This is a genomic window from Mucilaginibacter flavus, assembly GCF_030409315.1.
GTDB classification, from domain to species: Bacteria; Bacteroidota; Bacteroidia; order Sphingobacteriales; family Sphingobacteriaceae; genus Mucilaginibacter; species Mucilaginibacter flavus.
On the sequence record NZ_JAUFPS010000090.1, the window covers coordinates 24594 to 48014 of the forward strand.

The following is a 23421-nucleotide window of genomic DNA, read 5'->3' on the forward strand; positions in this document are numbered from 1 at the left end:
CAGAAGGAGATAAAAAGATGAAAAAGATAATGATAATATGTGCCGCAATTGCTGTGATCATGAGCACATATTCATGTACAAAATTAGATGTACCTGTTGAATCACAATACGTAAAATCAAACTTCCCGGTTACCGATGCCGATTATACCGCATTGCTGGGCACTATTTATTCAAACCTGTCGTCAAGTTACGCGGTGCCATACTGGCGCATGCAGGATATGAGTACAGATGAGGCCATACTACCCGCCCGCGACGGTAACTTTGACGATGGCGGCCAGTACAGACAATTACACTACCACACCTGGACATTTGACCACCCTAACGTAATTGGTGTTTGGCAATGGGGCTTTGGCGGTATCAATACCTGTAACCGTATCATCAGCGTAATTAACGCTTCATCATCATCGGCTGCAAAAAAAGCGTCGTCAGTTGCCGAAGTTAGAGCCATGCGTGCCTTGTACCTTTATTTTATGATGGATTTGTATGGCAACGTACCTATCATCACCGATTTCCCGGTAACTACACAGCCAAGCAATCAGCCGCGTGCCCAGGTATACGCGTTTATAGAAAGCGAGCTTAAAGCCGTATTACCATTATTGCCTGCTAAAAGCGCCAACGCGGCAACAAACGTATCGCAGTATGGCAGGCCTACAAAAGGTATGGTGTTTGCCCTGCTTGCAAAAATGTACCTTAACTCTGGCGTATATGTAGGTACCACCCGCTACCAGGAAACTGTAACCATGTGCGATAGCGTTCAAGCCAATACCAACTATTTTTTAGATGCTAAATACAGGGATATATTTTTGCCAACCAATGGCCCGGCAATTAACGAAACCATATTTGCTGTACCTTATGATCAGCAAATACCGGGTAACCAGTTTACCCGTTTCGGTTTCTTTTATTACCTGGCCAATGCATACGGCTTTAATGTAGGCTTAAGTATTGCCATGAGCACTACGCCCGAGTTTTACAACCGTTTCAACATCCCAGGCGACGATCGTACCAAAACCTGGCTGGCCGGTCCGCAATATTATCCCGATGGTAATGGCGGCTTTACCAATCAGCCTGTTTACTACCCTGTAGGGGCTGCAGGCGTGCCACCAAACACACAAATTAATATTATCCCTACACTAACCTTAACCGGGTTAAAACCAATGGATTTGGGTAACGATGTGCTTAACGCGCAATCTGAAGGTGTAAGGTCACTTAAATACTACCCGGATGTTAATATCATCCAGGCAACCCGTTTAAACAGTAACGATGTGCCGGTATTCCGTTTAGCTGATGTTTACCTGATGAAAGCTGAGGCTATATTGCGTGGTGCAACCCCAACAACTATAAACGGCGAGCTACAAATTCCGCTTACTTTGGTAAACAAACTGCGTAACCGTGCGCATGCGCAGGTTGCAGCATCTATTGATTTGGATGGTTTGTTGGATGAGCGCGCACGTGAGCTTTCATGGGAAGCATGGCGTCGTAATGATTTGATCCGTTTTGGTTTGTTTGAAAAAGAGTATCCACTGCCTGTTGCCGGTGGTAAAACCGACGATCTGAAAATGAATACCGATATTACCCGCAGGTTGTACCCAATTCCATCAACCGAGTTAAAAACAAATCCTAACCTGAAACAAAACCCGGGTTATTAATTGATGTTATACCATAAGCGCATTGGTTTTATACTTTTGCGCTTATGGTATTTTATTGAATACCTCCAATACAAAAACCTATGAAACTTATTAGCGGGCTATTGGTAAGTCTTTTATTCCCTATGTCGCTTTTTAAAACCGGCGGGGATGATATTACCATCAATAAAATACAGGTAATAGGATCGCACAATAGCTATAAACGTGCTATTGATCCTAAATTATTCAAGTTTTTGCAATCAAGGGATTCTTTGTCAATGAGCAAAATTGACTATGAGCACATCGGGCTTACAGATCAGCTTAATCTTGGTTTAGGTGCTTTAGAAATTGATGTGTATGCCGACGCCAAAGGCGGCAAATACGCGCACCCTAACGGACTTACCTGGGTACCTGGCCAACCTGCGTTTGATACCGAAGGGGTAATGAAAGAACCTGGTTTTAAGGTTTTTCATATACAAGACATTGATTACCGCAGCAACTGCCTAACCTTTAAACTTTGTCTGCAGGAGCTAAAAAAATGGAGCGATGCGCATCCCGATCATAATCCTATTTTTATTACCATGAACGCCAAGGATGAAGCCATGGATAAACCCGGCTTTAAGGTACCTGAAAAGTTTACATCCAAAGTATTTGCCCAGCTTGATCAGGCTATATTAGATAACCTTGGCCGCTCATACCTTATTACGCCTGATGATGTGCGTGGTAAATATAAAACGTTGGAAACAGCCGTATTGCACAACAACTGGCCAACTTTAAAAGCAGCGAAAGGTAAATTCATTTTTATTTTGGACGAAAAAGGAGCTAAAAGAGCCGCTTATATAGCCGGTCATCCCTCGCTTAAAGGGCGCGTGCTTTTTGCTGATGCTATGCCCGGCACGCCAGAGGCGGCTATTCATATCATGAACAATGCTAAAAAAGATCTGGCTGCTATAAAAAGTCTGGTGAAGAAAGGATACATTATCCGTACGCGTGCCGATTCTGATACCGAAGAAGCCCGCAACAACGATAAATCATCATTTGTGGCTGCTCAAAAATCTGGCGCGCAAATTATCAGTACCGATTATTATCAAAAAAGCACTCACTTTAAATCGGACTATGTGATTAGTTTTGCCGATGGTACTTATTTTAAAACTGATCCATTATTTACCACCGCAGTTGGTAACAAATAAAACCCGGTTTTAAAGTTTACACTGTTATTTAAGCCCTGGATTAAACAATCCGGGGCTTTTTAATACGCTAAAGCCTGCTGCAAATCGGCTATTAAATATTGTGGATCTTCTAAACCAATGTACATCCTGATGAGTTGATGCGATGGATTGTTAACGTCATACTGATCCGCGCTGATTGACGCTATAGAAGGCACAATCAAACTTTCATGGCCTCCCCATGAAACCGCTATGAGGATGTGCTGCAATCGATCACAAAAGTTTTCGATCTTTTTTAACGAGGAGTTTTTCAAAACAAAGCTGAATAAACCGCCGCAGCCCTGCATTTGTTCCTGTGCAAGTTTGGCTTGTTCAAAACCGGCACTAAAAGGCCATAGCACTTTTTCGATATCCTCATGTGCCGAAAGCCATTTGGTAACAATTCCGGTACTTTCAAAGCTTCGTTGTAAACGTAATGGTAACGTACGTAATCCCCTTAATAGTAACCAGGCAGAGTGCGGCGATAATGCCGGGCCAAGGTTCATAAACTCATTACTGAAAATCTGTTTAATAAGCGCTGTGCTGCCTGTTATTACGCCGGCCACCACATCTGAGTGCCCGCCAATATATTTAGTGGCCGATTGCGCCACCACGTCTATCCCCATTTTTATGGGTTGCTGGTATAGCGGCGTGCAATAGCTGTTATCAATCATGGTAATAATACCCCGCGATTTTGCAAGCGTTGCTACCTTTTTTAAATCCTGTAACTGGTAGGTAAAGGTATTGGGGCTTTCTAAAAATATGAGCCGGGTTTCGGGTTTTATCGCGGTTTCAAAATTGTTAAAATCGCTGCCGTCAATAAACGTAGTGGTGATACCAAATTTAGGTAGAAAGTCATTGAATAACTTTTCTGTCCAGCTATAGGGATCGGCAATGGTAATCACATGGTCGCCGGTCTTAAGCAACGAAATCGCGGTTACGCTGATAGCGCTTATGCCGCTGTTAAACAACAGGGCATCTTCCGCGCCATCTAAAGCGGCCAGTTTTTTTCTGAGAATGGTAAGCGTTGGGTTTTGCCCGCGCGAGTACAAAGTGCTGGTATCAAATTCATCGGCCATGGCTACCCTTAAATCGGCAACGGTTTTAAAAGCAAAATTTGTTGATTGCATGATAGGCGGCGAAACAGCGTTAAAGTAATTCTCCCGGTCTTCGCCCAGTTCATTTAATATAAACGAAAGATCCATAATTAAGGTGTTGCTTTTTGTTTTTGGCTGAATTTGGTGATAAAATATATAACAAGGCCTACCGCGAATGTGCAAACGCATATAAGCGCGGCCGTTGGGTTTTCAATAAAAATGGATAGGGTAACCAACCAATACGTGGTTATAAATATGATAGGGATAAATGGGTACCATTTTATAGTGTAAATACTATTTACATCAATGTGTTTTGTTTTTTTACGTAAAATAAATATGGATAGGGCAGCTGTTGAAAGGCCTACGGTATCAAAAAACATCACATAGCTCATCATCTTTTCAAACGAGCCTACAAAAAACAGGATGATTAGAACCGCGGCAACAAAAAAGCTCAAGCCAAATTCCTGCACCTGCGTTTTGGGGTTAATATGCTTAAATATAGCCGGCAGGATACCATCATCGGCCATGGCGTAATAAACCCTGGGGTTTGCCATAATATTTACGTTGATGAAGGCCAGTACAGAAACAAACATCAACAACGAGATTACTTTATATCCCGTGGCTCCAAATAAAACGCCCGCCAAAGTTGCAGCCAGCGCAGGCCTGTGCTGTATGCCATCAATACCTAAAACATAGTAATAGGCAAAATTAATGATCATATATAAACTGATTACCACAAGCATCCCCCTGAAAATAGCTTTAGGTACGTTTATTTTAGCATTGATGCTGTCGCCGCCAAAGTTGATGGTTTGCTGATACCCGCCATAGGTGAAAAATATGGCGATAAGACTTACGCCAAAGCCAACCAAATTATTACGGCTGGCATGCGGGTGATTTAGATGGCTAATGGCAAAAGGCGCATTACTTTTAAATACCGCTGTGCAAAGCAGCAGTATCATCCCAATTTTAAACAAGGTAAGCACATTTTGTGTGCGGGCGCTCATTTTGATGCCAAGCAGGCTTATCACATATAGTATAAGTACAGATGTGATGGAAATTATTTTTACACCGGTATCATTTTGCAAGGCCGGTGGCATAATAACGGGATTCATATATTCGGCACCTATGAGGGCTACCGCGGCTACCGAGGCGGCGTTACTGATTACCAGTATCCAATTGATCATGAACGCGAAGGCCGGGTGAAAACAATAGGAAAACGCCTTATAGAAGCCACCGGTAGTAGGGTAGCGGGCACCTATCTCGGCAAAGGTAAGCGCGCCGCACATGCTTATCATGCCGCCAAAAAACCAGGCCGCAAAGTATAAAAATGGATTGCTTAAACTCACAGATACTTCGGCAGGGGTTGCAAATATTCCCATCCCGATTACCAGGCTGATAACAATCATTGAAAGGTCAAAACGGCTAAGCTTTGGGATTATGTCCATAATGCTTTTAAAGGTATCATCTATAAACTCCGTTTTTTATTAACCGCAAGGTAAGTTAACATTTTGATAAAATAATAATTATATGGGTAAACGGTTTTATCAATTTTTTGAATTGGTGAGTTAAAGTTTTTGCTATATTTAACAAAACGCTGTTAATAAACGCCATTATAAGCTAAAAGAGCCAATGCTCTTTACATAAAACGTTAAAAATTGTTAACATATACCGGCCTGTTATTTATAAAATGCCGGGCTGTGGCATAAATTCATATTTTTGAAACTAAATGTACCTGCTTAAGCCAGGGAATAGTTGAAACAGATAATAGAACATGGTCAAAAAGAAGATCTCGATAAAGGATATTGCGCGGCTTACCAATACGTCTATCACCACGGTATCGTTTGTATTAAACGGCAAGGGGCGTATAAGTAAAGAGATCAGTAAAAAAATATTAGAGGTAGCCCAAAAAAACGGCTACGAACCCAACAGGATGGCTATTGGCCTGCGTACAGGTGTATCAAAAGTTATTGGCCTTATTGTAGAAACTATTGGCGGTCCGTTTTTTGGAGCCATGGCCAAAGTTATTGAAGAAGAAGCCGAAAAGGCGGGATACGGTGTTATTTACTGCAGCACCAATAACAATATTCAAAAAGGCAAAGATGTAATCAAAATGCTTTCACAGCAATTGGTTGATGGTTACATTATAACGCCGATGAAAGGTTTGGAAAAAGAAATTCAAAACCTGGTGGCCAATGAAAAGCCGGTAGTGTTGATTGACGGCTATTTTCCGGGTATTGATATTCCGCATGTGCTGGTTGATAATTATGGCAGTACTTACAATGCTATTGAGTTTTTAATTAAGGCAGGCTACAAAAATATTGGTTTTGTAACAGCCGATCTGGACCTTGTTCAGCTTAATGACAGGATGCAGGGTTATAAGGATGCATTAAAAGCGGGTGGCATTAAAGAAGAGAAAAAGAAGCTGTTTAAATTACCGTTTGATGCCGAACAGGGCGACGCGGTAGATGCCATAAAAACATTTATCAGCCATCAAAAACAGATAGATGCCGTGTTTTTTACCACCAATTATCTGGGCACGCTGGGCCTGCAGGCCATTAACGCGCTTAAGCTTAACATCCCTGATGAGCTTGCCGTGATCAGTTTTGATGATAACGAAATTTTTAGCCTGTATCCGCCGGGTATCACTACGGTACGGCAGCCTACGTACGAGATAGCCAAATCGGCAATTGACATGTTGTTATCCCAAATGACGGCAGAAAAGTACAATATTTCCAAAATAAAACTCCAGATTCCGGCTAAACTTATTGAGCGGGGATCAACAATATCTTCAAAGTAAAAATTTCTTCCTTAAAGTCTTTAAAAGCTTAAAAACGGCATTTGCTTTTGCCCGTTTTTAGGCTTTTGTGCTTTTTGATGAGTTTTTCACAATAATTTCTCTTTAGGTGTAACTATTTTAATAATAAAGTGTCTTGTAAAAAGTAAATAGTGTAATAATTAATGTTTATTGATAAAAATAATTTGAAAATTTTGGTAAAACATTTTAGTATATTATATTTGGATTATTCTATTGTTAAAAACATGTGTCCTTATAGATAAAACGTTTTATCTGAACCCGTTTTATCATCACATCATAAGGATAGTATACTTTGAAAAGCAGCATTTGATTATTTAAGCAGGAGGGAGGATTGTCACCTTCGCCAGGCGTTTTTGATCTTTCATTTTTTACCGGCTTTCATTTTTTAGCCGGCCACTATTTTTTGTTCTTTATAATTTGCAAGGTGCTGCATCTATTTACAATTGTTGATAAAACGTTTTATTGAAGCGTATAATTATTTTTAACTAAAACCTACTGAATGGAGAAATAAACTACAAAGCCTAATGAAAACGACAGCGATGCTGTTAAAACCTTTTATAATACAGATATATCTCATCATCTGTATCAACAATTATTAACTGCTCATTTATTTATTACTTATGATTGAATTTTTTTACAAAAAAAAGATCTTCTATTACACGTGTGTAATTCCAATTTTGCTTTTTTTGGGAACGCTTACCGTGCAAGCTCAAAATACCCCGACAGGTAACCAGGTTACGGTTTCGGGTGTGGTTAAAGATGCCAGCGGACCACTGCCTGGCGCTTCCATTTTATTAACAGGCTCAACCTCTGGTATTTCTTCCAATACATCAGGGGCTTTTACCATTAAGGTAGAAACCGGTAAATCCATTACCGTAAGGATGCTGGGTTATATTGCCCAAACCATTAAGATTACCGAGGCAAAATCAAACCTCATTGTGGTACTGAAAACAGATCAGCAAACTTTAAAGGATGTTGTGGTAATTGGTTACCAGCAGGTATCGCGCAGAACGGTGAGTGCCGCAGTAACTTCTGTTGATCCTAAAAGCATCGCGGATATCCCTGCCCCAACTTTCGACGCTTTATTACAAGGCCGTGTTGCCGGCTTAAACGTACAGAACTTTTCTGGCGAGCCTGGCGTACGTAGTAATGTTGTTTTAAGGGGTAATACCGCTGTAAGCCGTAATATTGATAATAACACCGGATCGGCTTCGGGCAAACAAAGCTTAGCCAGGGCGCTTTCGGGTCCCTTATACGTTATTGATGGCGTACCACAAAGTACAGAGGATATTGCAGCTATAAACTATGGCAGCGGTACCAGTACAGATGTGTTGGCAGGTATCCCTATTGGCGATATTGATAACATCGATATATTGAAAGATGCCTCGGCAGCTGCGGTTTACGGTTCAAGGGGAGCAAATGGTGTGGTATTGATTACTACCAAAAAAGGTGTAGCCGGCAAAACCAGGATCAATTTTTCAACCTATCATGGTATAACCGATCAACCTAATTTAGATAAAGTACTTACCGGTGCCGAAGAAACCAGGGCTAAACTGGCTTTAATTCAGCACTACGGTAACTATGATAACCTTAAAAACATCCCACAAATATTAACGGATACCTTAAACCCGGCATTTAACAACGCTAATGATTATCGCGGGCAATTATACCAAACCGGTGTAGTTGACAACTACGAGTTATCAATGACCGGTGGCAGCGATATTGTAACCTACCGTTATGGGTTAAACTACTATAACGAAAGCGGTATTATCAAAAAAACAGGTTTACAGCGTTATGCAGTAAACAGTACCGTTGGTATCAACATATCGCCAAAATTAAAAATAAGCACTCAGATCAGGTTTTACCGTGTTGACAGGCCTACATCGCTAAGCGATATCAGCGGTAACGTAAATCCGTTTACAGGTGGTTATTATGCCAACAGCCCGCTGCCGCCATCAAACTTATATTTAACACAGGATAATAAAGATTTTCTTTTTGGCAGCACCAGCAACTCAACCGATAATAATACCAATAACAGCATCACCATTAGTCCCACTATCGATTGGAAAATATCCGACCATTTTTCATTCAACAGTATCATATCTTATGAAAGTGCCGGCAGCCGTAAGGATACATTTACACCGGGCATAGTAAGGCAAAGTGGTTATGGTTATGCATCAAGTTTTGTTGATAACTCTGCCAACTATTTATTCAGCAGTAACTTCCAGTACAGCACTACGCTTAATAAAGTTCATCACATCAACGTATTATTAGGTCAAAACACCGAGTATCACTCATATAGGGCAACAAGTGCTTCGGCCGATGGAATCCCTAATGATCAGATCTCTGTAGTTAAGGTGTTAGACAAAAACAGCTCAACCGCTTTTTCTGATTTGATTGAAAGCGGCATTTCTACCGAGTTTGTGCGCGTAAACTATGATTACAAAGGCCGTTACCTGATATCTGGTGTAATGAATGCCGATGCATCATCAAAATTCGGTCCTGGTAACAGGGTGGGTTATTTCCCTTCGGTATCTGCCGGTTGGATCATAAGCGATGAGCCTTTCATGAAATTTGCCAAAAACTGGTTAACCCTATTTAAACTGCGCGGTAGCTACGGTATCACCGGCAGGCAGCCCGATGGTGGCGATAACTACCTGTCATTTAACTCGTACAATATTGGCGCTGGTGGCTTCGCAGGTAGTAGCAGCCCGCAAACAGGCGCAAACCTGTCAACAACTTATAATGGCGTTGCAGCTATCTCGCCTAACTTTGGTGCTGGCTTGAGTAATAAAGATCTTACCTGGGAGCATTCAAAACAATTAAACGTTGGTTTTGATATGACTTTCCTTGATGGTAGGTTCAATTTTGTTGCCGATGCTTATGTTAAAAATACAAGCAAAGGTATTTTTACCTTAAATCTGCCTGTTACTACCGGTTACCAAACCATTGTAACCAACTCCATTGGCACACAAAACCGTGGTTTGGAGGCTTCGTTCATAGCGCATTATTTTAATCCTAAAAGCGCTTTTCAGTGGGAAACTGATTTCAACATCGCCTATAACCAAAATGAGATCACAGCGTTGCCAAACGGTGGCCGCGATATTTATTTAGATAAGTTTTTATTAAGGCAGGGACAACCTATTAACGAGTACAACCTGTTTAAACAAACCGGCATTTATAAAACCGATAAGGATGTGCCAGTTAACCCGGTTACCGGTGCGCCAATTAACTTTTATGGTTATCCGTTTAAGGGGGGCGACCCAATCTGGAAAGATTCAAACGGTGATGGCACCCTTGATCAAACAGATTATGTACCGGCAGGCAACCCTAACCCTAAATTTACAGGCGGTTTCAATAACGTATTCGGATACAAAAACTGGACGTTCTCCGTGTTCTGTACGTTTACTTTGGGTAGGGATATTTATAATGATTACCTGGTTGGTAAGCTATCGCACCTGGTACCAAATGACGATGGCGATCCTGATCCCTACCATGATATTACCCACAATGCCTTCCCGGATCTTTCTGGCATCAATTACTGGAAAAACCCTGGCGACAATGCGCAATATCCGTCTTTAAGCTCGGTAAGCGGTACTCATTACAAATACGCGGCGGTTAGTTCGGCCTGGGTAGAAAACGGCGCCTATCTGCGTATCAAAACGGTATCATTGGGTTATACATTCAATCAAAGCATTTTGCAAAAACTGCACATCAGCCGCCTGCGCATTTATGGTATGGTTGATAACCTGCATATTTTCCAAAAATCAAATGTGCCGGATGCCGAGGAGGTTGATGCTTTTGGTATTTACAACGGTAGTGGCTACCCGGTTCCTAAGAAATTTACTTTAGGACTTGACGTAAGCCTATAATATTTACACAGGTTGATAAAAAGAAAAGAAATGAAAAGAAAAATATTAAAATATACAGCCGGGTTAGTGCTTGTATCGGGCCTTATAGGTGGTATTACATCTTGTAAAAAGGTGCTTGATCTTGAGCCTCATAACTCCACATTTACTAATGCTTATTTTACCAATGGTAATGATGCCAACACCGCTATAGCAGGTGCATACGCGCTTTTGCGTTCGGTGTTGCTTAACAACACATCGTTCCATGTATATGGAGATGCAACTGCAAAGGAGTTTAATATCAACTCTGGTCAGGATGATGCAAACTATAACATCTCCAATGGCGAATTTACCGGGCTAAACGTAGGATCGGGCTATTGGAACTGGCAAAACTATTACCAGTTATTGCAGCAAATCAATTTAATTATTGTTAAAGTTCCAAACATTCCAATCAATACCTTCACCAACCAGGATGATAAAAATAAGATCATTGGCGAAGCCTATTTTTTAAGGGCCTTCACTTATTTTTATATGAGTAGGGTATGGGGCGATGTGCCTTTGAAATTGGCGCCTGATTTGGATATCAGCCAGGCAAAAAATCTTCCGCGCACACCGGCTGCTGATGTAATGAAACAATGCCTTGCCGATTTAAAAATTGCCGAAGCTAACCTGGTATATGGTTACACTGATGATAATCAGCGTGCCGTTAGGGCAAATAAAGGCAGCGCGTTTGCATTAGAAGCTCATATCCAGGCCTGGATACATAATTACAGCGCAAGCGAGCAGGCTGCAGCTCAGGTTATTAATAACGGAGGTTATAGCCTGGTTACCGACACTTCTCAATTCAGCAAAGTGTTTGTAGGTAAATCAATTGAAGGTATTTTTGAAATTAACATCAGCTACGGTCAAAGCGAAGGTATAGCCATTAATAATGGTGGTTACGTGCCAACCTTACGTTATCCTTACGTTTATTCGAAAACAAACCTTGAATGGCCGTTGAACAGGGATTATGTGAATAAATTGTACACCGATACATTAGACTTAAGGTACGCCAAGTACTTTTTCCAGGCACAATCTGATGGTAACGGGCAAACGGTTAAATACAGCAATATTACTTATGCCGATGGATCTGCCAAAAATGATCCGCGTTTATCAAACAACCTGATCATTTTCCGTTTGGCTGATATTATGTTATTACGTGCCGAAGCTTTAAATCATTTAGGACGCGACGCCGAAGCTTTAGTATTGCTCAATAAAGTGAGGGAGAGAGCTAAAATTGCTGATTATTCCGGAGCCGGCGACGCGCTTGCCCGCACTATTCTGGAAGAACGCTTGCGCGAGTTGTTTTATGAAGGTCAGTCATTTTATGACCTGGTGCGTACCAAACACATTGGCAGCACAAATTCAAGCTTCATTGCAGATTATAACGAAAGCTTTGACGATACCAGGATTAACGCCGGGGGTAACTACTGGCCAATTGACCCAACCATGTTTAAAGACGATTTTGTATTAACACAAACGCCTTACTGGCAAGGTAAGTTATAACCATTTAACTATTTTAAAATGAAAACATTAAAAATATTTATACTCGCCTTATTTGCAGCAACGGCTTTTTTCTCGTGCAAAAAGGACTATACCATAGGCGGCGACTTGTTTAAAGCCAATGTGAACATGACCACATATGATTACCTTAAAACCAACCACGCGTTTGATACCCTGGTAATTATGATTAACAAAATGCAGTTAAAGGATGAGGTGAATGGCAGTGGTACGTTTTTCGCGCTTACCAACTATTCTATCCATAATTACGTACAGGCAAAACAGGCCCAATTACGTATCAGTACAAACAACGAAAATTTGGTTTACACGTTTGACTCATTGAACTTTGTAACACTTAAAGATTCGTTAAGAGCCTACATGTTTAAAGATAAATTCACTTTAGATAAGTTGACTCAAACAGGTGTTTACGTAAAAGCTAACGATGGTGAATACAGGTTGATCAACAAACGCCCAACTACCGATTATACCAACAGCATCTTCACTACCGATCCGCAGTATATCTTTTTAACCAAGGTTGTTCCTTTAAAACCAGGAGGCCCTGTACCGGTAGATATTACCGGCGTAAGCGCCGCTGATCCGCGGCAGTTGGTATCCGATCTTTGCCAAACAACGGGAATAATTACAACAACAGGTATACTACACGTGCTTAACAATAATCACACGTTTACCTATTTTGTTCAATCGGCCAATTAATTAATTTTTTAGACAGATTAAGGAAATGAAAAGAAATTATAAGATTTTGCTTGTTGCTTTGGCGGTAACGAGCGTTGCAGCCTGCGTTAAGGCCCCTCATGGTTTTTTAAGTACGCAAATAAGGTACAGGGATAGCCCCATCCAGATAGTGCGCGGAAACGTGGTAGAGACATCAGCAGTAGATAATGATGGATCGAGCGCCCCGGTTACCTATAAATTATTGGATATAAGAGACGCGGTGACGCACAAACACGCCGATTCAATTTACAAAAACAGGGATAGGTATGTATACATCTCGCAGTTTGATCCTAATGTTGATACAACCGTGGCTTTGCTTAACAGCACCCGTAAGGTCGTAAGCTCACCTGCTTTTGAATTTAACGAACATACTGGTGGTTTTACCTTCTTCGGTTCATCTGCCAATGCCCCAGTTGGGCTTTATGAGTTCGATATTAGTGCTACGAACGAAAACGGCACAAAAACTTATAAAAACGTGGCCAATTTTAACCTGTATGATGGGCCGGTTGCCGAAATTGATGCCGGAGGCGGTGCCTGGTTTAAAGATGGAACTACCACAAGCGGCGATATTGGTGAGCCAAAAGTTACTGTAACAAAATTATCACCTCGTGGAACGCTTGCCATTTTAAAAATTGTTGATAAAAACGGCGTTGCTTTCGACCCTAAAAATGGCGAATACATTAAACGTGGCGACAGAAGCGATTTTACAACCTTTGCAAAGTTTCACCCGGTTGTGGTTTCTGATACATCATTAACCTGTAATTTTGAGGTGATTCCGTTCCCGTTTCAGGGTGCAGCTCAGGGCTTTACAATTTATTACCGTATCCCGGGCAAATTTGCCAAAATAGATCCGGGCTTTACGCCGACGCCGGATAGGGGTTATAGCGCCAACCCTAGGTTTACGGTGAGGGTTTTCCAGGAAGGTACTTACCTTATAACTGTAAAACTACAACACGTTACCCGCGATCCTATATAATAAAGCAAAACAATTATTACCCGGCATAGCCGTTTACGCTATGCCGGGTATTTTATTTTAAACATAAGCTCTATATTTACCCAACAACAATGAAAAAAACATTTTTATTAAGTTCATTATTAGTAACAGCTTTTTGTACAGCCGGTCATGCTCAGTCTCAAGATGTGATCAGCAAAAATGGTTATAAATTAACCGTTATTAACCAGGACCCTGCTTTTGATAAAGCCGAGATTAGCAAATTAGAAGAAACCTTTTTTGTAGTTTATCCTAAACTGGAAAAAGAGTACAACAAAAAAACATTAAAGGACGTAACTTTTTTAATTGATACCGCTTACGGAGGCGTAGCCGAAACCGGTGGTGGTGTAGTAAAGTTTAGTTCAAAATACATGACCAAACATCCTAAAGATATTGATGTGGTTACCCACGAGGTAATGCACATTGTACAAGGTTATGGTGATGGTGCTGGTCCGGGGTGGTTAACCGAAGGTATTGCCGATTATGCACGTAACAAATACGGTGTTGATAATGCAGGCGCGCATTGGGCTTTACCAGAATTTAAGGCCACACAAAACTACGATAACGCCTATCGTGTTACCGCCCGTTTTTTAGTTTGGGTTGAAAAAAACTACAAAAAAGACCTGGTAAAAACTTTCGACAAACAATTACGCGATCATACTTTTACAGATGATAACTGGAAAAAGGAAACCGGCAAAACTGTAGATGAGCTTTGGAAGGCTTATGCTGCCAATCCAGCTATATAACAATAGTTCTCTTTAAACATAAAATGAAGAAATTTCTTTTTACAATCCTTTTAAGCCCTGCTCTTTCTTTGCAGGCTCAAACACATTCCCCGGAGAATTTAGTTCAATACGTTCACCCAATTATCGGTACAGCGCGGATGGGGCATGTGTATCCGGGAGCAACGGTTCCATTTGGGATGGTACAGCTAAGCCCGGAAACGGATACGGCCAGCTACGAGCTTAACGGTAAGTATAATCCCGATGTATATAAATACTGCGCGGGTTATCAGTATGAGGATAAAACCATCACCGGCTTTAGTCATACGCATTTTAGCGGTACGGGCCACTCAGACCTGGGCGACTTTTTGATTATGCCGACAACGGGAGCATTACAACTAAACCCCGGTACAGCCGATAAACCCGGCAGCGGCTACCGCTCAGCGTTCTCGCACCAGAATGAAGTGAGCCAGGCAAACTACTACAAAGTAAAACTGGACGACCATAATATTTTGGCCGAAATGACCACTACGGCAAGAGTAGGCTTTCACCAGTATACATTCCCCAAATCAGATGAGTCGCATATCATCCTTGATCTGATGGCTGGTATCTACAACTATCCCGATAAAAACGTATGGACGTATTTAAGGGTAGTGAATGATAGTACGGTTATGGGCTTCCGCCAAACCAACGGTTGGGCCAGGACCAGAACATTGTATTTTGCCATGAGCTTTAACAAAGCGTTTTTTAAACACGGCTACAAAAAATACGACAAAAGAGAAGTTTACGGCGGTTTCTGGGGTAAATTCAACCAAACCAAAAACTTCCCCGAGATAGCAGGCAAACAGCTTCGCGCTTACTTCGATTTTAAAACCGAAGAAGGCGAAAAGATCAAAATCAAGTTTGCCATTTCGCCGGTAAGCATGGCCGGTGCCATGAATAATATGCAAACCGAGATACCCGGCTGGGACTTTGAAAAAGTAAAGAACGAAGGCCAGCAACAATGGGAACAGGAACTGCATAAAATTGAGATCAAAGGCAATAAAGAAACCAAAGAGAACTTTTATACCTCCATGTACCATACGATGATCAACCCGACCATCTACATGGATGCCGACGGCCAGTACAAAGGCCTCGACCAAAACGTGCACAAAGCCGAAGGGTTTACCAATTATACCACATTTTCATTATGGGATACCTACCGTGCGCTGCATCCGCTGTTCAATATCATCGAACCTAAACGGAACGCGGATATTGTACAAAGCATGCTGGCTCACTATGACCAAAGCCCGGAGCATATGCTGCCTATCTGGTCAAACTCTGGTAACGAAAACTGGTGTATGAGCGGTTATCATAGCGTAGCTGTATTAGCCGACGCGATAGTAAAAGGAACGGTAACAGACCAAACTATAGCCAACAAAGCACTGGATGCCTGTATAGCTACCGCCACCCATAGGGATTACGAAGGCATAGGCGAATACATGGATCATGGCTATATTCCCGATGAAAAAAGCGGTGTATCGGTATCATCAACCTTAGAGTACGCTTTTGATGACTGGTCGATAGCCCAATTAGCCAAAAAGTTAAACCGCATGGATGTATATGAAACGTTCATGAAAAGATCAGCGAACTACAAAAACGTGTACGATCCTAAAGTAGGTTTCATGCGTCCGAAACTGGCAAACGGCGAGTTCAGGAAAGGTTTTGACCCTCTGACTACGATCAACGAAGGCTTTATAGAAGGCAACAGCTGGAACTATACCCTTTTTGCACCACAGGACCCCAAATCATTGATACAATTGATGGGTGGCAACAAAAGATTTACCAGGTACCTGGATTCGTTGTTTACCATGAACCTGCCGGATAAATACTTTGCCGAAACAGAAGACATTACCCGGGATGGTATTATTGGTAATTACGTACACGGTAACGAACCATCGCACCACGTAGCCTACCTGTACAACTGGACAAACGAGCCATGGAAAACGCAGGAGCGCATCCGTATGATACTGCCGAGAATGTACAAACCAACATCAGACGGTTTGGGTGGTAATGATGATACAGGCCAAATGAGTGCCTGGTACATTTTCAGCTCATTGGGTTTTTACCCGGTAGCACCAGGCTCTGACCAATACTCAACCGGTAGTCCGGCAGTAGATGGCGCTACGATCAACCTGGATAACGGCAAAACTTTTACCATCAACGTAAAAAATCAAAGCGCGAAGAATGTTTATGTACAAAAGATGGTATTGAACGGTAAACAGCTAACCGACCTGTTCATCAGCCATGCTGACATTATGAACGGCGGTGAGATCACTTTTTATATGGGAAGTAAACACCGGTAGATGTGCAGATGTGCGGATTACAGATGTGCAGATGATTTTTTGATTTGAAGATTGGAAAATGAAGAAGGATGCAAATAAAAATCCTGTCTATCTGATAAATCTGTTCAATCCCGGTTCAGATAAAATCCCGGTTTAGATAAAAGAAAGCTTCGCATGAAAATGCGGGGCTTTCTTTGTATATATGTGCTGCAACAAATACATCTATGAAACCTATTTATCTTATTACATTATTAGCGCTGTTTGGTGCCGGGTGTACTACTAAGACAAAAACCGCTAATAAGGATACTTAGCACACGATACATCTACTAAAAAAAACGGTACAGCATCTTTATATAAGCCTGTTTTAAAAGCAGAGCCGGATACCTTAATTATTGATACTACAAAAAAGTTATTGAGCTACTCGGCAGATGAGTTGTTTTCTGATACTGTATTTAAAGATCATTTCAGTATAACACTTTATGGCGAAAGCATAGCTAAGGGAGGGATTATCATTGCTATACGTAACCATAATAACAAGCTTCTATATAAAGAAAAATCCTGGTCGACAGATTTGTTGGGCGACTCAGAACTATCAGATAATAAACAAATTGAAGATAGTGTCAAAGTGAGAATGGTACACTTTTTTGATAAAAGCAATTTTTTTAAACCGGCGATAGCTAAGGACGAAAAAATAGAAGATAGCTTTGATGATCCCGATCCTGCGGATAAGCAAAACTGGCTGGATATTAAAGCAGACCCTACTGCCGGTAGTTTTAGCTACAATATTGGTTACGAAACCACTTTGGGAATTGCGTTCTCCAAAAAAACAAATAGGGTAGTCACCATATTTGCGCAGGATTAAAGCGGGTACCGTTTGTTGATCTTATTTATGTTTTCTTTTGATTAATCGCCCACCTGTGCAACTATTCAATTACTACCGGCGTCTTTTCATAAAACAACCAAATTATGAAAAGAAAAGCATTCATCTTATTAGCATCAGCTTTCGCGCTGATGACCTTAAATAGCGTTGCCCAGGAAAACAGGGCGGTTTCGGGCTTTAGCAAAATTGAATCTGGCGGTCCGTTTAACGTACACGTTAAAATAAACGGCACCGAAAGCCTGAAGCTTGATGTGGATGCAGACGTTTTAAAAGACATAAGAACCGAAGTAGTAGGCGGCGTTTTAAAAATTGATTTTAAGAACCATTTCTCGTGGAACCGTAATATTAAAAAGACCGATATTTATATCACTGCAAAATCGCTTAACGGTTTAGCAAACAGTGGCTCAGGTAGTGTAGACCTGGACGGTGTATTAACCGGCAACGATGTAGATGTGCGGCTAAGTGGCTCTGGTAATATGGATGTAGCGGTTAAATCAAATTCACTGGATGCCAAAGTAAGTGGCTCCGGGTCTATTAATATTAAAGGTAGCGCTGATGTAGCCAATCTTCGTATTTCAGGTTCAGGAAATATCTCCGGAAAATCTTTACGTACTCAAACCACGAATGCAGGAATCACCGGCTCGGGCGGTGTTGATGTTATAGCCGAAAAAAGTATCTCGGGCCATATCACTGGCTCTGGTGGCATTAACTACAGCGGCAACGCGGTTATTGCAGAGGCAAGGTATACAGGTTCGGGCAGGATCAATAAGGAGGATTAACTCCGCTGACCTAATTGAGAAAAGAGAAAGCCCCTGCTGAGATGAATCGGCAGGGGCTTTTAAATTATGTTTATATTCAATTAAAGTTTTTCTATCTCTTCAATGGAGAGCTTTGTGAATTTTGCTATTTGGGCAAGCGGTAAACCATCATTTTTCATTTCTCGGGCAATTTTTCTCGCCTCCTCTAATTTCCCTTCTTTTACCGCATAATCCAACACATTTTGGTTATCCCATTTATATTTCATACTGCTATCATACATGGTTCGTTCCTCCTTTGTTAGATTTGTATATTCAGCTATGCTGAATAATTTCTCAAATATAGGCTTTCTGAGATAGGTGGGGATTTTATCCATGCGGCTCATGTTTTTTAAAACATACAACCATTTGTCTAAATCCGTTTCTAAATCTTTATCCTCTTTTACAAATTTACTTAATTCAATATAAGTATAACCCAGTTTATCGTAAAATATTTTACCAGTAGCGGTATTGCACAATGAAATATCGTGCACGTAAGCATCTGCCGGACTGTCTTCTAAAGTAAAATCTTCTAATAACGCTATCAAGTATACTTCGGCAATGTTGTAGCCCCAGGCGTTTCGTTTACCTTTGGGGGCCTGGTCGCTAATGAGGCGGCTGGTATAAAATAGCGCCCTTTCTTTAAAGTAGCCTTGTTTAGCACGTTGTACTTCAATTAAAAACCGCTCACCTCTATCGCCAGTGCAAAGCAGATCGAAAATTGCTGATCCTTCATCCTTGATCTCGCCGGGGTGTTCATTTTTGTTATAGGTGAGGTCCACGATGAGTTTTCGGCCCCTGAAAACTTCATTTAAAAATGCTATTAATAAATCTTTGTTTGGCTCATTGCCGAATATCTTTTTAAAAGCAAAATCAACTAAAGGATCGATATATTTTCCCGGAACAGGTGGATTGGTATCAGGCATCACCAAATATAAAGTTTTCAAAAACGAGAATCGACTGGTAGGGAAATTATCAATTTATTTCACTAATAATTTTTCAAACGCAACGGTATCACCCCTAAAAATACTCATATCAACCTTTTGGTTAATACCGTTAATTCGGGCTTTATCAGAGTGTTGCCAAAACTGCCAGTTGGTTTTGGCGCCGATGTTAAGCTGGGGCTGATAATAGTGTGCTATCCAGAGCGGGTATTCATCAAAATAGCCTTGCAGGTAATCCTGATAAAAGCTGATGTTGGTGTAAATAATGGGCTTTACACCTGTTTTTGATTCAACCTGGTTAATAAACAGGGTGAGCTGGGCGCGCATTTTCTCGGGTGTGGTACGGTAAAGCTTTTCAACGTCAACAACCATCGGCAGGTCGCCTTTTTCTACTTTAACGGTTTGCAAAAAGAACCGGGCCTGCCATAAACCACTTTTTTGAGGCAAAAAGAAATGGTAAGCACCACAGGTAATACCAGCCCTGGCGGCCTCGCGCCAGTTGCGCTGAAAGTAGGGGTCGCTTAATAAAACACCTTCAGTAGCTTTAATAAATGCGAATTTGATCTGTACACCATCTTCTTCCATGGCTTTTACCTTTTGCCAGTTTATTTTACCCTGGTACGATGATACATCAATACCATGAACGGTATACCCGCCCGGGATGCGTACATTGAAGCTTTTGTAAGTGCGGTATTTGGTATCCTGCCCAATATCTAATATCCATCGCCAGGTGGCGCTGCCAAATCTTAAAATATAACCGTAATAAAAAGGGGATAACAAGATGAGTAATAAGCCGACCAACGCAATTTTCCATCCCCATGAAGTGCCTGCGGGTGCTTTCTTTTTAGCTACAGGTTTCCTCTTTACGGGTGACGGGGTTTTTGCAGGTGTTTTTTTTACAGGAGGCGGCACGTGGTAAAATTACAAAAAACGACCTGTATATCTGCCTGCGAATTTACAGCTACAATATATTCAGCGGGTTATTTTTAAAGTAGGCTATTTTGTGCTGAAACATCTGGGCCATTTTAGCGGCCCGCCATTTGGCTTCATTGGCTTTATCGCCGGTAAACAGGGTATCTACGGTTTGTGCGAACAAATTAAGCCATTGGTTAAAGTGATTTTCATCAACCGATAACCTGGCATGTGGCGGAAATGGCGCGCCGTTGTAAGTATATTCTTCCAACAGGACAGTTTGCCAAAAAGTATACATTTTTGTAGATGCGGTAACCAGTTATCTCCCAAGCGATCGATAAAAATTGGCGCAAGCAGTGCATCTTCGGCTACTTTATTGTAAAAAGTATCAACCAATAGCTTAACATCATCAAGGGTTAATATATCGTGGCGTTGATCCATATTGATATTACAAATTGACGCATTTTGAGTTGGATTTTAATAATAGCCATGCAATTTTTATGCAGAGTAACGACTGCATTGGGCTTAAAGCCTAAATAATGTTATGACAATAGAAAGATAAAACAATTCATATATTTGTAAGGTAAACTTACAAGTTTACTTGATAAATAAAAATGGAGCAGCAAAAAGACATTCAACTGGCGGTTGATTTACGCACTGTGGTTACCCGCCTTATTAAAATATTGCGCAAGCATTCGGTAACCGCCGATAAGCTGTCATTAACCGAACGTTCTGTGATAGCGGCGCTTGATCTGCATAAAGAATTGCTTCCTAACGAGCTTGCCACCATGGAGAAGATCACCACGCAAAGTATGTCGCAGATATTGGCTAACCTGCAGCAACGCGGATTAATTAAAAGGCGCATTTCTGAAACAGATAAGCGTAAAGCTATTATCACCTTATCAGAAACCGGCAGCCAGATGCTGTACCAGGTGCGTACCGAACGCAATGCATGGCTCAATGAAGCCATTGAAGCAACTTGTACCACTGAAGAGCAGGAGTTGCTAAAACAGGCCATAGGGCCGTTAACAAAAATTGTAAATTTTGAATAAGTCCCCGGTAAGGGGAAGATAGGTGAGGAATGAATATCAGCACATTTAATGCTTTTAAAAGCCGTAACTACAGGCTTTATTTTACCGGCCAATCCATATCATTGGTTGGTACCTGGATGCAAAAAACAGCCGTGAGCTGGGTTATCTATTCGCAAACACACTCTAAATTTTTATTGGGCGTTACATTGTTTGCCAGCTTGTTTCCGTCGTTCATGCTTTCGTTTTTGGGAGGGGTGGTATCTGACAGGTATGATCGTTATAAACTGCTGTTGGCTACCCAGGCCGCGTCAATGATCCAGGCGGTTTTGCTTACCGGTTTTATATTCTTTGGTTATTATAATGTTTGGATAATTATTGGGTTGAGCGCTTTACTTGGCGTAATCAACGCCTTTGATGTCCCTGCCCGGCAATCGCTCGTTTACGAAATGGTGGATGATAAATCCGACCTGCCTAATGCCCTCGCCCTAAATTCATCAATGGTAAATTTATCCCGGTTGGTTGGTCCGGGTATTGCAGGATTGGTTTTAGAGAAATTTGGCGATACCATATGTTTTGGTGCGAATGCCGCGAGTTTTATAGCGGTGATTGGCTCATTGCTCATGATGAGGTTGCCAAAGTCTGAAGCTAAACCGCATAACCACAATATCTTTTTTGAGCTGAAAGAAGGCTTCTCCTATATCAAAAACACACCTTCTATAAAGTTTGTGTTGATTATGCTGGCCATGATCAGTCTGTTTGTACTGCCCTTCAGTACGCTCATCCCGGTGTATGCCAAGGATATTTTTAAAGGAACAGCATCTACCTTTGGGGTTATTGATAGCCTGATTGGTTTAGGTGCTTTATCGGGGGCGATATTCCTGGCGTCGTTAAAACCAGGGCACGATCTTAAAAAGATCCTGGCTATCAACACACTTGTGTTTGGAGCCGGATTGGTCATTTTCTCTCACATGCCCAATTATCCGCTCGCTTTGCTATTTGCAGCAGTAACCGGGTTTGGGATGATGTCGCAGATCACCATTAGTAATACTTTGATTCAAACCACGGTAGATCCGGCTATGCGCGGGCGGGTGATCAGCTTTTATGCCATGGCCTTTTTTGGGATGCAGCCGCTTGGTGGTTTGCTGGTAGGAGGGATCTCCCAAAAAATAGGCGTGCCTGATACCGTTTTAGGCGAAGGTGTGGTGGCTTTAATTATTGGCCTGCTGCACATGCGTTTTTTAAAGAAAAGGAAATTGGAGAAGGCTACTGAGGATACTTTGCAGCATTCACCGATAAATACGTTGGCGTCCAACTGATGCACACAAATTGCACGAATTTGATCTAATTACACGAATTGAAAAACTATATAAACAATACTAAGTAAACATCTTCATATGATAACTACAATTGATAAAAATACCGCTTTGGTATTAATAGATCTGCAAAATATGGTTGTTAAATTGCCTGTGGCGCACCCGGTTGCAGGGGTGTTGGCTAATGCCGCTAAACTGGTTGCCGCTTTCAGGGAGGCGGGACTGCCGATAGTATTGGTAAATGTTAATCCTATAGGTTCCAAAGCTTTTGGGGTACGTAAAGACAGGAACCCGCCTGCAGGTGGTGCACCCGCGGCCGACTGGCTGGATATAGTGCCGGAAATTGAAACAAGTGATGAGGATATCCGCATAACCAAACACACCTGGGGTGCTTTTTATGAAACTGCTCTGCACCAGGAATTGCAAAAAAGAAATATAACACAGATTGTATTAGCCGGTATTGCTACCAGCGTGGGCGTTGAAGGAACAGCCCGCCAGGCTAATGAGTTTGGCTATAACATCGCTTTTGCCAGCGATGCCATGAGCGATATGTTTTTAGATGCGCATGAGAGCAGCTTCAAAAATATTTTCCCAAGGTTGGGCGAGGTTGGTACTACAGAGGATATTATAGCGAAGTTGCCGGCGTAACAAA

General features: G+C 41.6%; 19 protein-coding genes. 14 read left to right on the top strand and 5 right to left on the bottom strand.

The annotated features are described in order from the left end of the window. Positions 1 to 59: 59 nt before the first annotated feature. Complete coding sequence (locus tag QWZ17_RS25815) at positions 60 to 1646, top strand: RagB/SusD family nutrient uptake outer membrane protein (protein ID WP_290308224.1); 1587 nt, start codon at positions 60 to 62, stop codon at positions 1644 to 1646. 80 nt (positions 1647 to 1726) lie between these two features. Then, complete coding sequence (locus QWZ17_RS25820) at positions 1727 to 2812, top strand: phosphatidylinositol-specific phospholipase C1-like protein (RefSeq protein ID WP_290308225.1); 1086 nt, start codon at positions 1727 to 1729, stop codon at positions 2810 to 2812. 59 nt (positions 2813 to 2871) lie between these two features. Here QWZ17_RS25820 and QWZ17_RS25825 read toward each other — a convergent pair whose 3' ends face one another. After that, positions 2872 to 4032, bottom strand: a complete 1161-nt coding sequence (locus QWZ17_RS25825; RefSeq protein ID WP_290308226.1) for a trans-sulfuration enzyme family protein — start codon at positions 4030 to 4032, stop codon at positions 2872 to 2874. 2 nt (positions 4033 to 4034) lie between these two features. After that, the gene (locus QWZ17_RS25830; RefSeq protein ID WP_290308227.1) at positions 4035 to 5369 is read right to left on the bottom strand and encodes an APC family permease; all 1335 of its coding nucleotides are present in this window, start codon (positions 5367 to 5369) and stop codon (positions 4035 to 4037) included. A gap of 326 nt (positions 5370 to 5695) precedes the next feature. Here QWZ17_RS25830 and QWZ17_RS25835 point away from each other — a divergent pair, with 326 nt between their 5' ends. From QWZ17_RS25835 to QWZ17_RS25875, 9 genes are all read left to right on the top strand, one after another. After that, on the top strand, positions 5696 to 6721 hold the full coding sequence (locus QWZ17_RS25835; RefSeq protein ID WP_290308228.1) for a LacI family DNA-binding transcriptional regulator: 1026 nt from the start codon (positions 5696 to 5698) through the stop codon (positions 6719 to 6721). 638 nt (positions 6722 to 7359) lie between these two features. Then, a complete protein-coding gene (locus QWZ17_RS25840; RefSeq protein WP_290308229.1) occupies positions 7360 to 10611 on the top strand; it encodes a SusC/RagA family TonB-linked outer membrane protein in 3252 nt (1083 codons plus the stop codon). Positions 10612 to 10641: 30 nt separating this feature from the next. After that, complete coding sequence (locus QWZ17_RS25845) at positions 10642 to 12132, top strand: RagB/SusD family nutrient uptake outer membrane protein (RefSeq protein WP_290308230.1); 1491 nt, start codon at positions 10642 to 10644, stop codon at positions 12130 to 12132. A gap of 18 nt (positions 12133 to 12150) precedes the next feature. Next, the gene (locus QWZ17_RS25850; protein ID WP_290308231.1) at positions 12151 to 12840 is read left to right on the top strand and encodes a hypothetical protein; all 690 of its coding nucleotides are present in this window, start codon (positions 12151 to 12153) and stop codon (positions 12838 to 12840) included. A gap of 25 nt (positions 12841 to 12865) precedes the next feature. Next, positions 12866 to 13834, top strand: a complete 969-nt coding sequence (locus QWZ17_RS25855) for a DUF5007 domain-containing protein (RefSeq protein WP_290308232.1) — start codon at positions 12866 to 12868, stop codon at positions 13832 to 13834. 89 nt (positions 13835 to 13923) lie between these two features. Further along, complete coding sequence (locus QWZ17_RS25860; protein WP_290308233.1) at positions 13924 to 14595, top strand: basic secretory protein-like protein; 672 nt, start codon at positions 13924 to 13926, stop codon at positions 14593 to 14595. A 23-nt stretch (positions 14596 to 14618) separates the two neighbouring features. Continuing rightward, positions 14619 to 16916, top strand: coding sequence for a GH92 family glycosyl hydrolase (locus QWZ17_RS25865; protein ID WP_290308234.1), 2298 nt, complete (start codon positions 14619 to 14621; stop codon positions 16914 to 16916). 391 nt (positions 16917 to 17307) lie between these two features. After that, entirely contained in the window at positions 17308 to 17757 is a 450-nt protein-coding gene (locus QWZ17_RS25870; protein ID WP_290308235.1) for a hypothetical protein, read from the top strand. Positions 17758 to 17861: 104 nt separating this feature from the next. Further along, positions 17862 to 18554, top strand: a complete 693-nt coding sequence (locus QWZ17_RS25875) for a head GIN domain-containing protein (RefSeq protein ID WP_290308236.1) — start codon at positions 17862 to 17864, stop codon at positions 18552 to 18554. An 80-nt stretch (positions 18555 to 18634) separates the two neighbouring features. On the opposite strand, the gene QWZ17_RS25880 is transcribed toward QWZ17_RS25875, so the two are convergent. From QWZ17_RS25880 to QWZ17_RS25890, 3 genes are read right to left on the bottom strand one after another with little or no spacing between them, the layout of a single operon-like run. Continuing rightward, positions 18635 to 19495 (bottom strand): Rpn family recombination-promoting nuclease/putative transposase, encoded by an 861-nt coding sequence (locus tag QWZ17_RS25880; RefSeq protein ID WP_290308237.1) that lies wholly within the window; start codon positions 19493 to 19495, stop codon positions 18635 to 18637. Between the two features lie 54 nt (positions 19496 to 19549). Beyond that, positions 19550 to 20425, bottom strand: a complete 876-nt coding sequence (locus tag QWZ17_RS25885) for a glycoside hydrolase family 25 protein (protein WP_290308238.1) — start codon at positions 20423 to 20425, stop codon at positions 19550 to 19552. A gap of 49 nt (positions 20426 to 20474) precedes the next feature. Beyond that, positions 20475 to 20723 (bottom strand): group III truncated hemoglobin, encoded by a 249-nt coding sequence (locus QWZ17_RS25890; protein ID WP_290308239.1) that lies wholly within the window; start codon positions 20721 to 20723, stop codon positions 20475 to 20477. Positions 20724 to 21039: 316 nt separating this feature from the next. On the opposite strand from QWZ17_RS25890, the gene QWZ17_RS25895 reads away from it, so the two are divergent. The 3 genes from QWZ17_RS25895 (at position 21040) to QWZ17_RS25905 (ending at position 23417) form a co-directional block, all read left to right on the top strand. After that, positions 21040 to 21477: a MarR family winged helix-turn-helix transcriptional regulator gene (locus QWZ17_RS25895; protein WP_290308240.1), complete on the top strand. Its 438-nt coding sequence runs from the start codon at positions 21040 to 21042 to the stop codon at positions 21475 to 21477. Between the two features lie 29 nt (positions 21478 to 21506). Then, positions 21507 to 22772: an MFS transporter gene (locus QWZ17_RS25900; RefSeq protein ID WP_290308241.1), complete on the top strand. Its 1266-nt coding sequence runs from the start codon at positions 21507 to 21509 to the stop codon at positions 22770 to 22772. Between the two features lie 78 nt (positions 22773 to 22850). After that, positions 22851 to 23417 carry an isochorismatase family protein gene (locus tag QWZ17_RS25905; RefSeq protein ID WP_290308242.1) on the top strand — a complete coding sequence of 189 codons (567 nt, stop codon included), beginning with the start codon at positions 22851 to 22853 and terminating at the stop codon, positions 23415 to 23417. Positions 23418 to 23421: the final 4 nt, after the last annotated feature.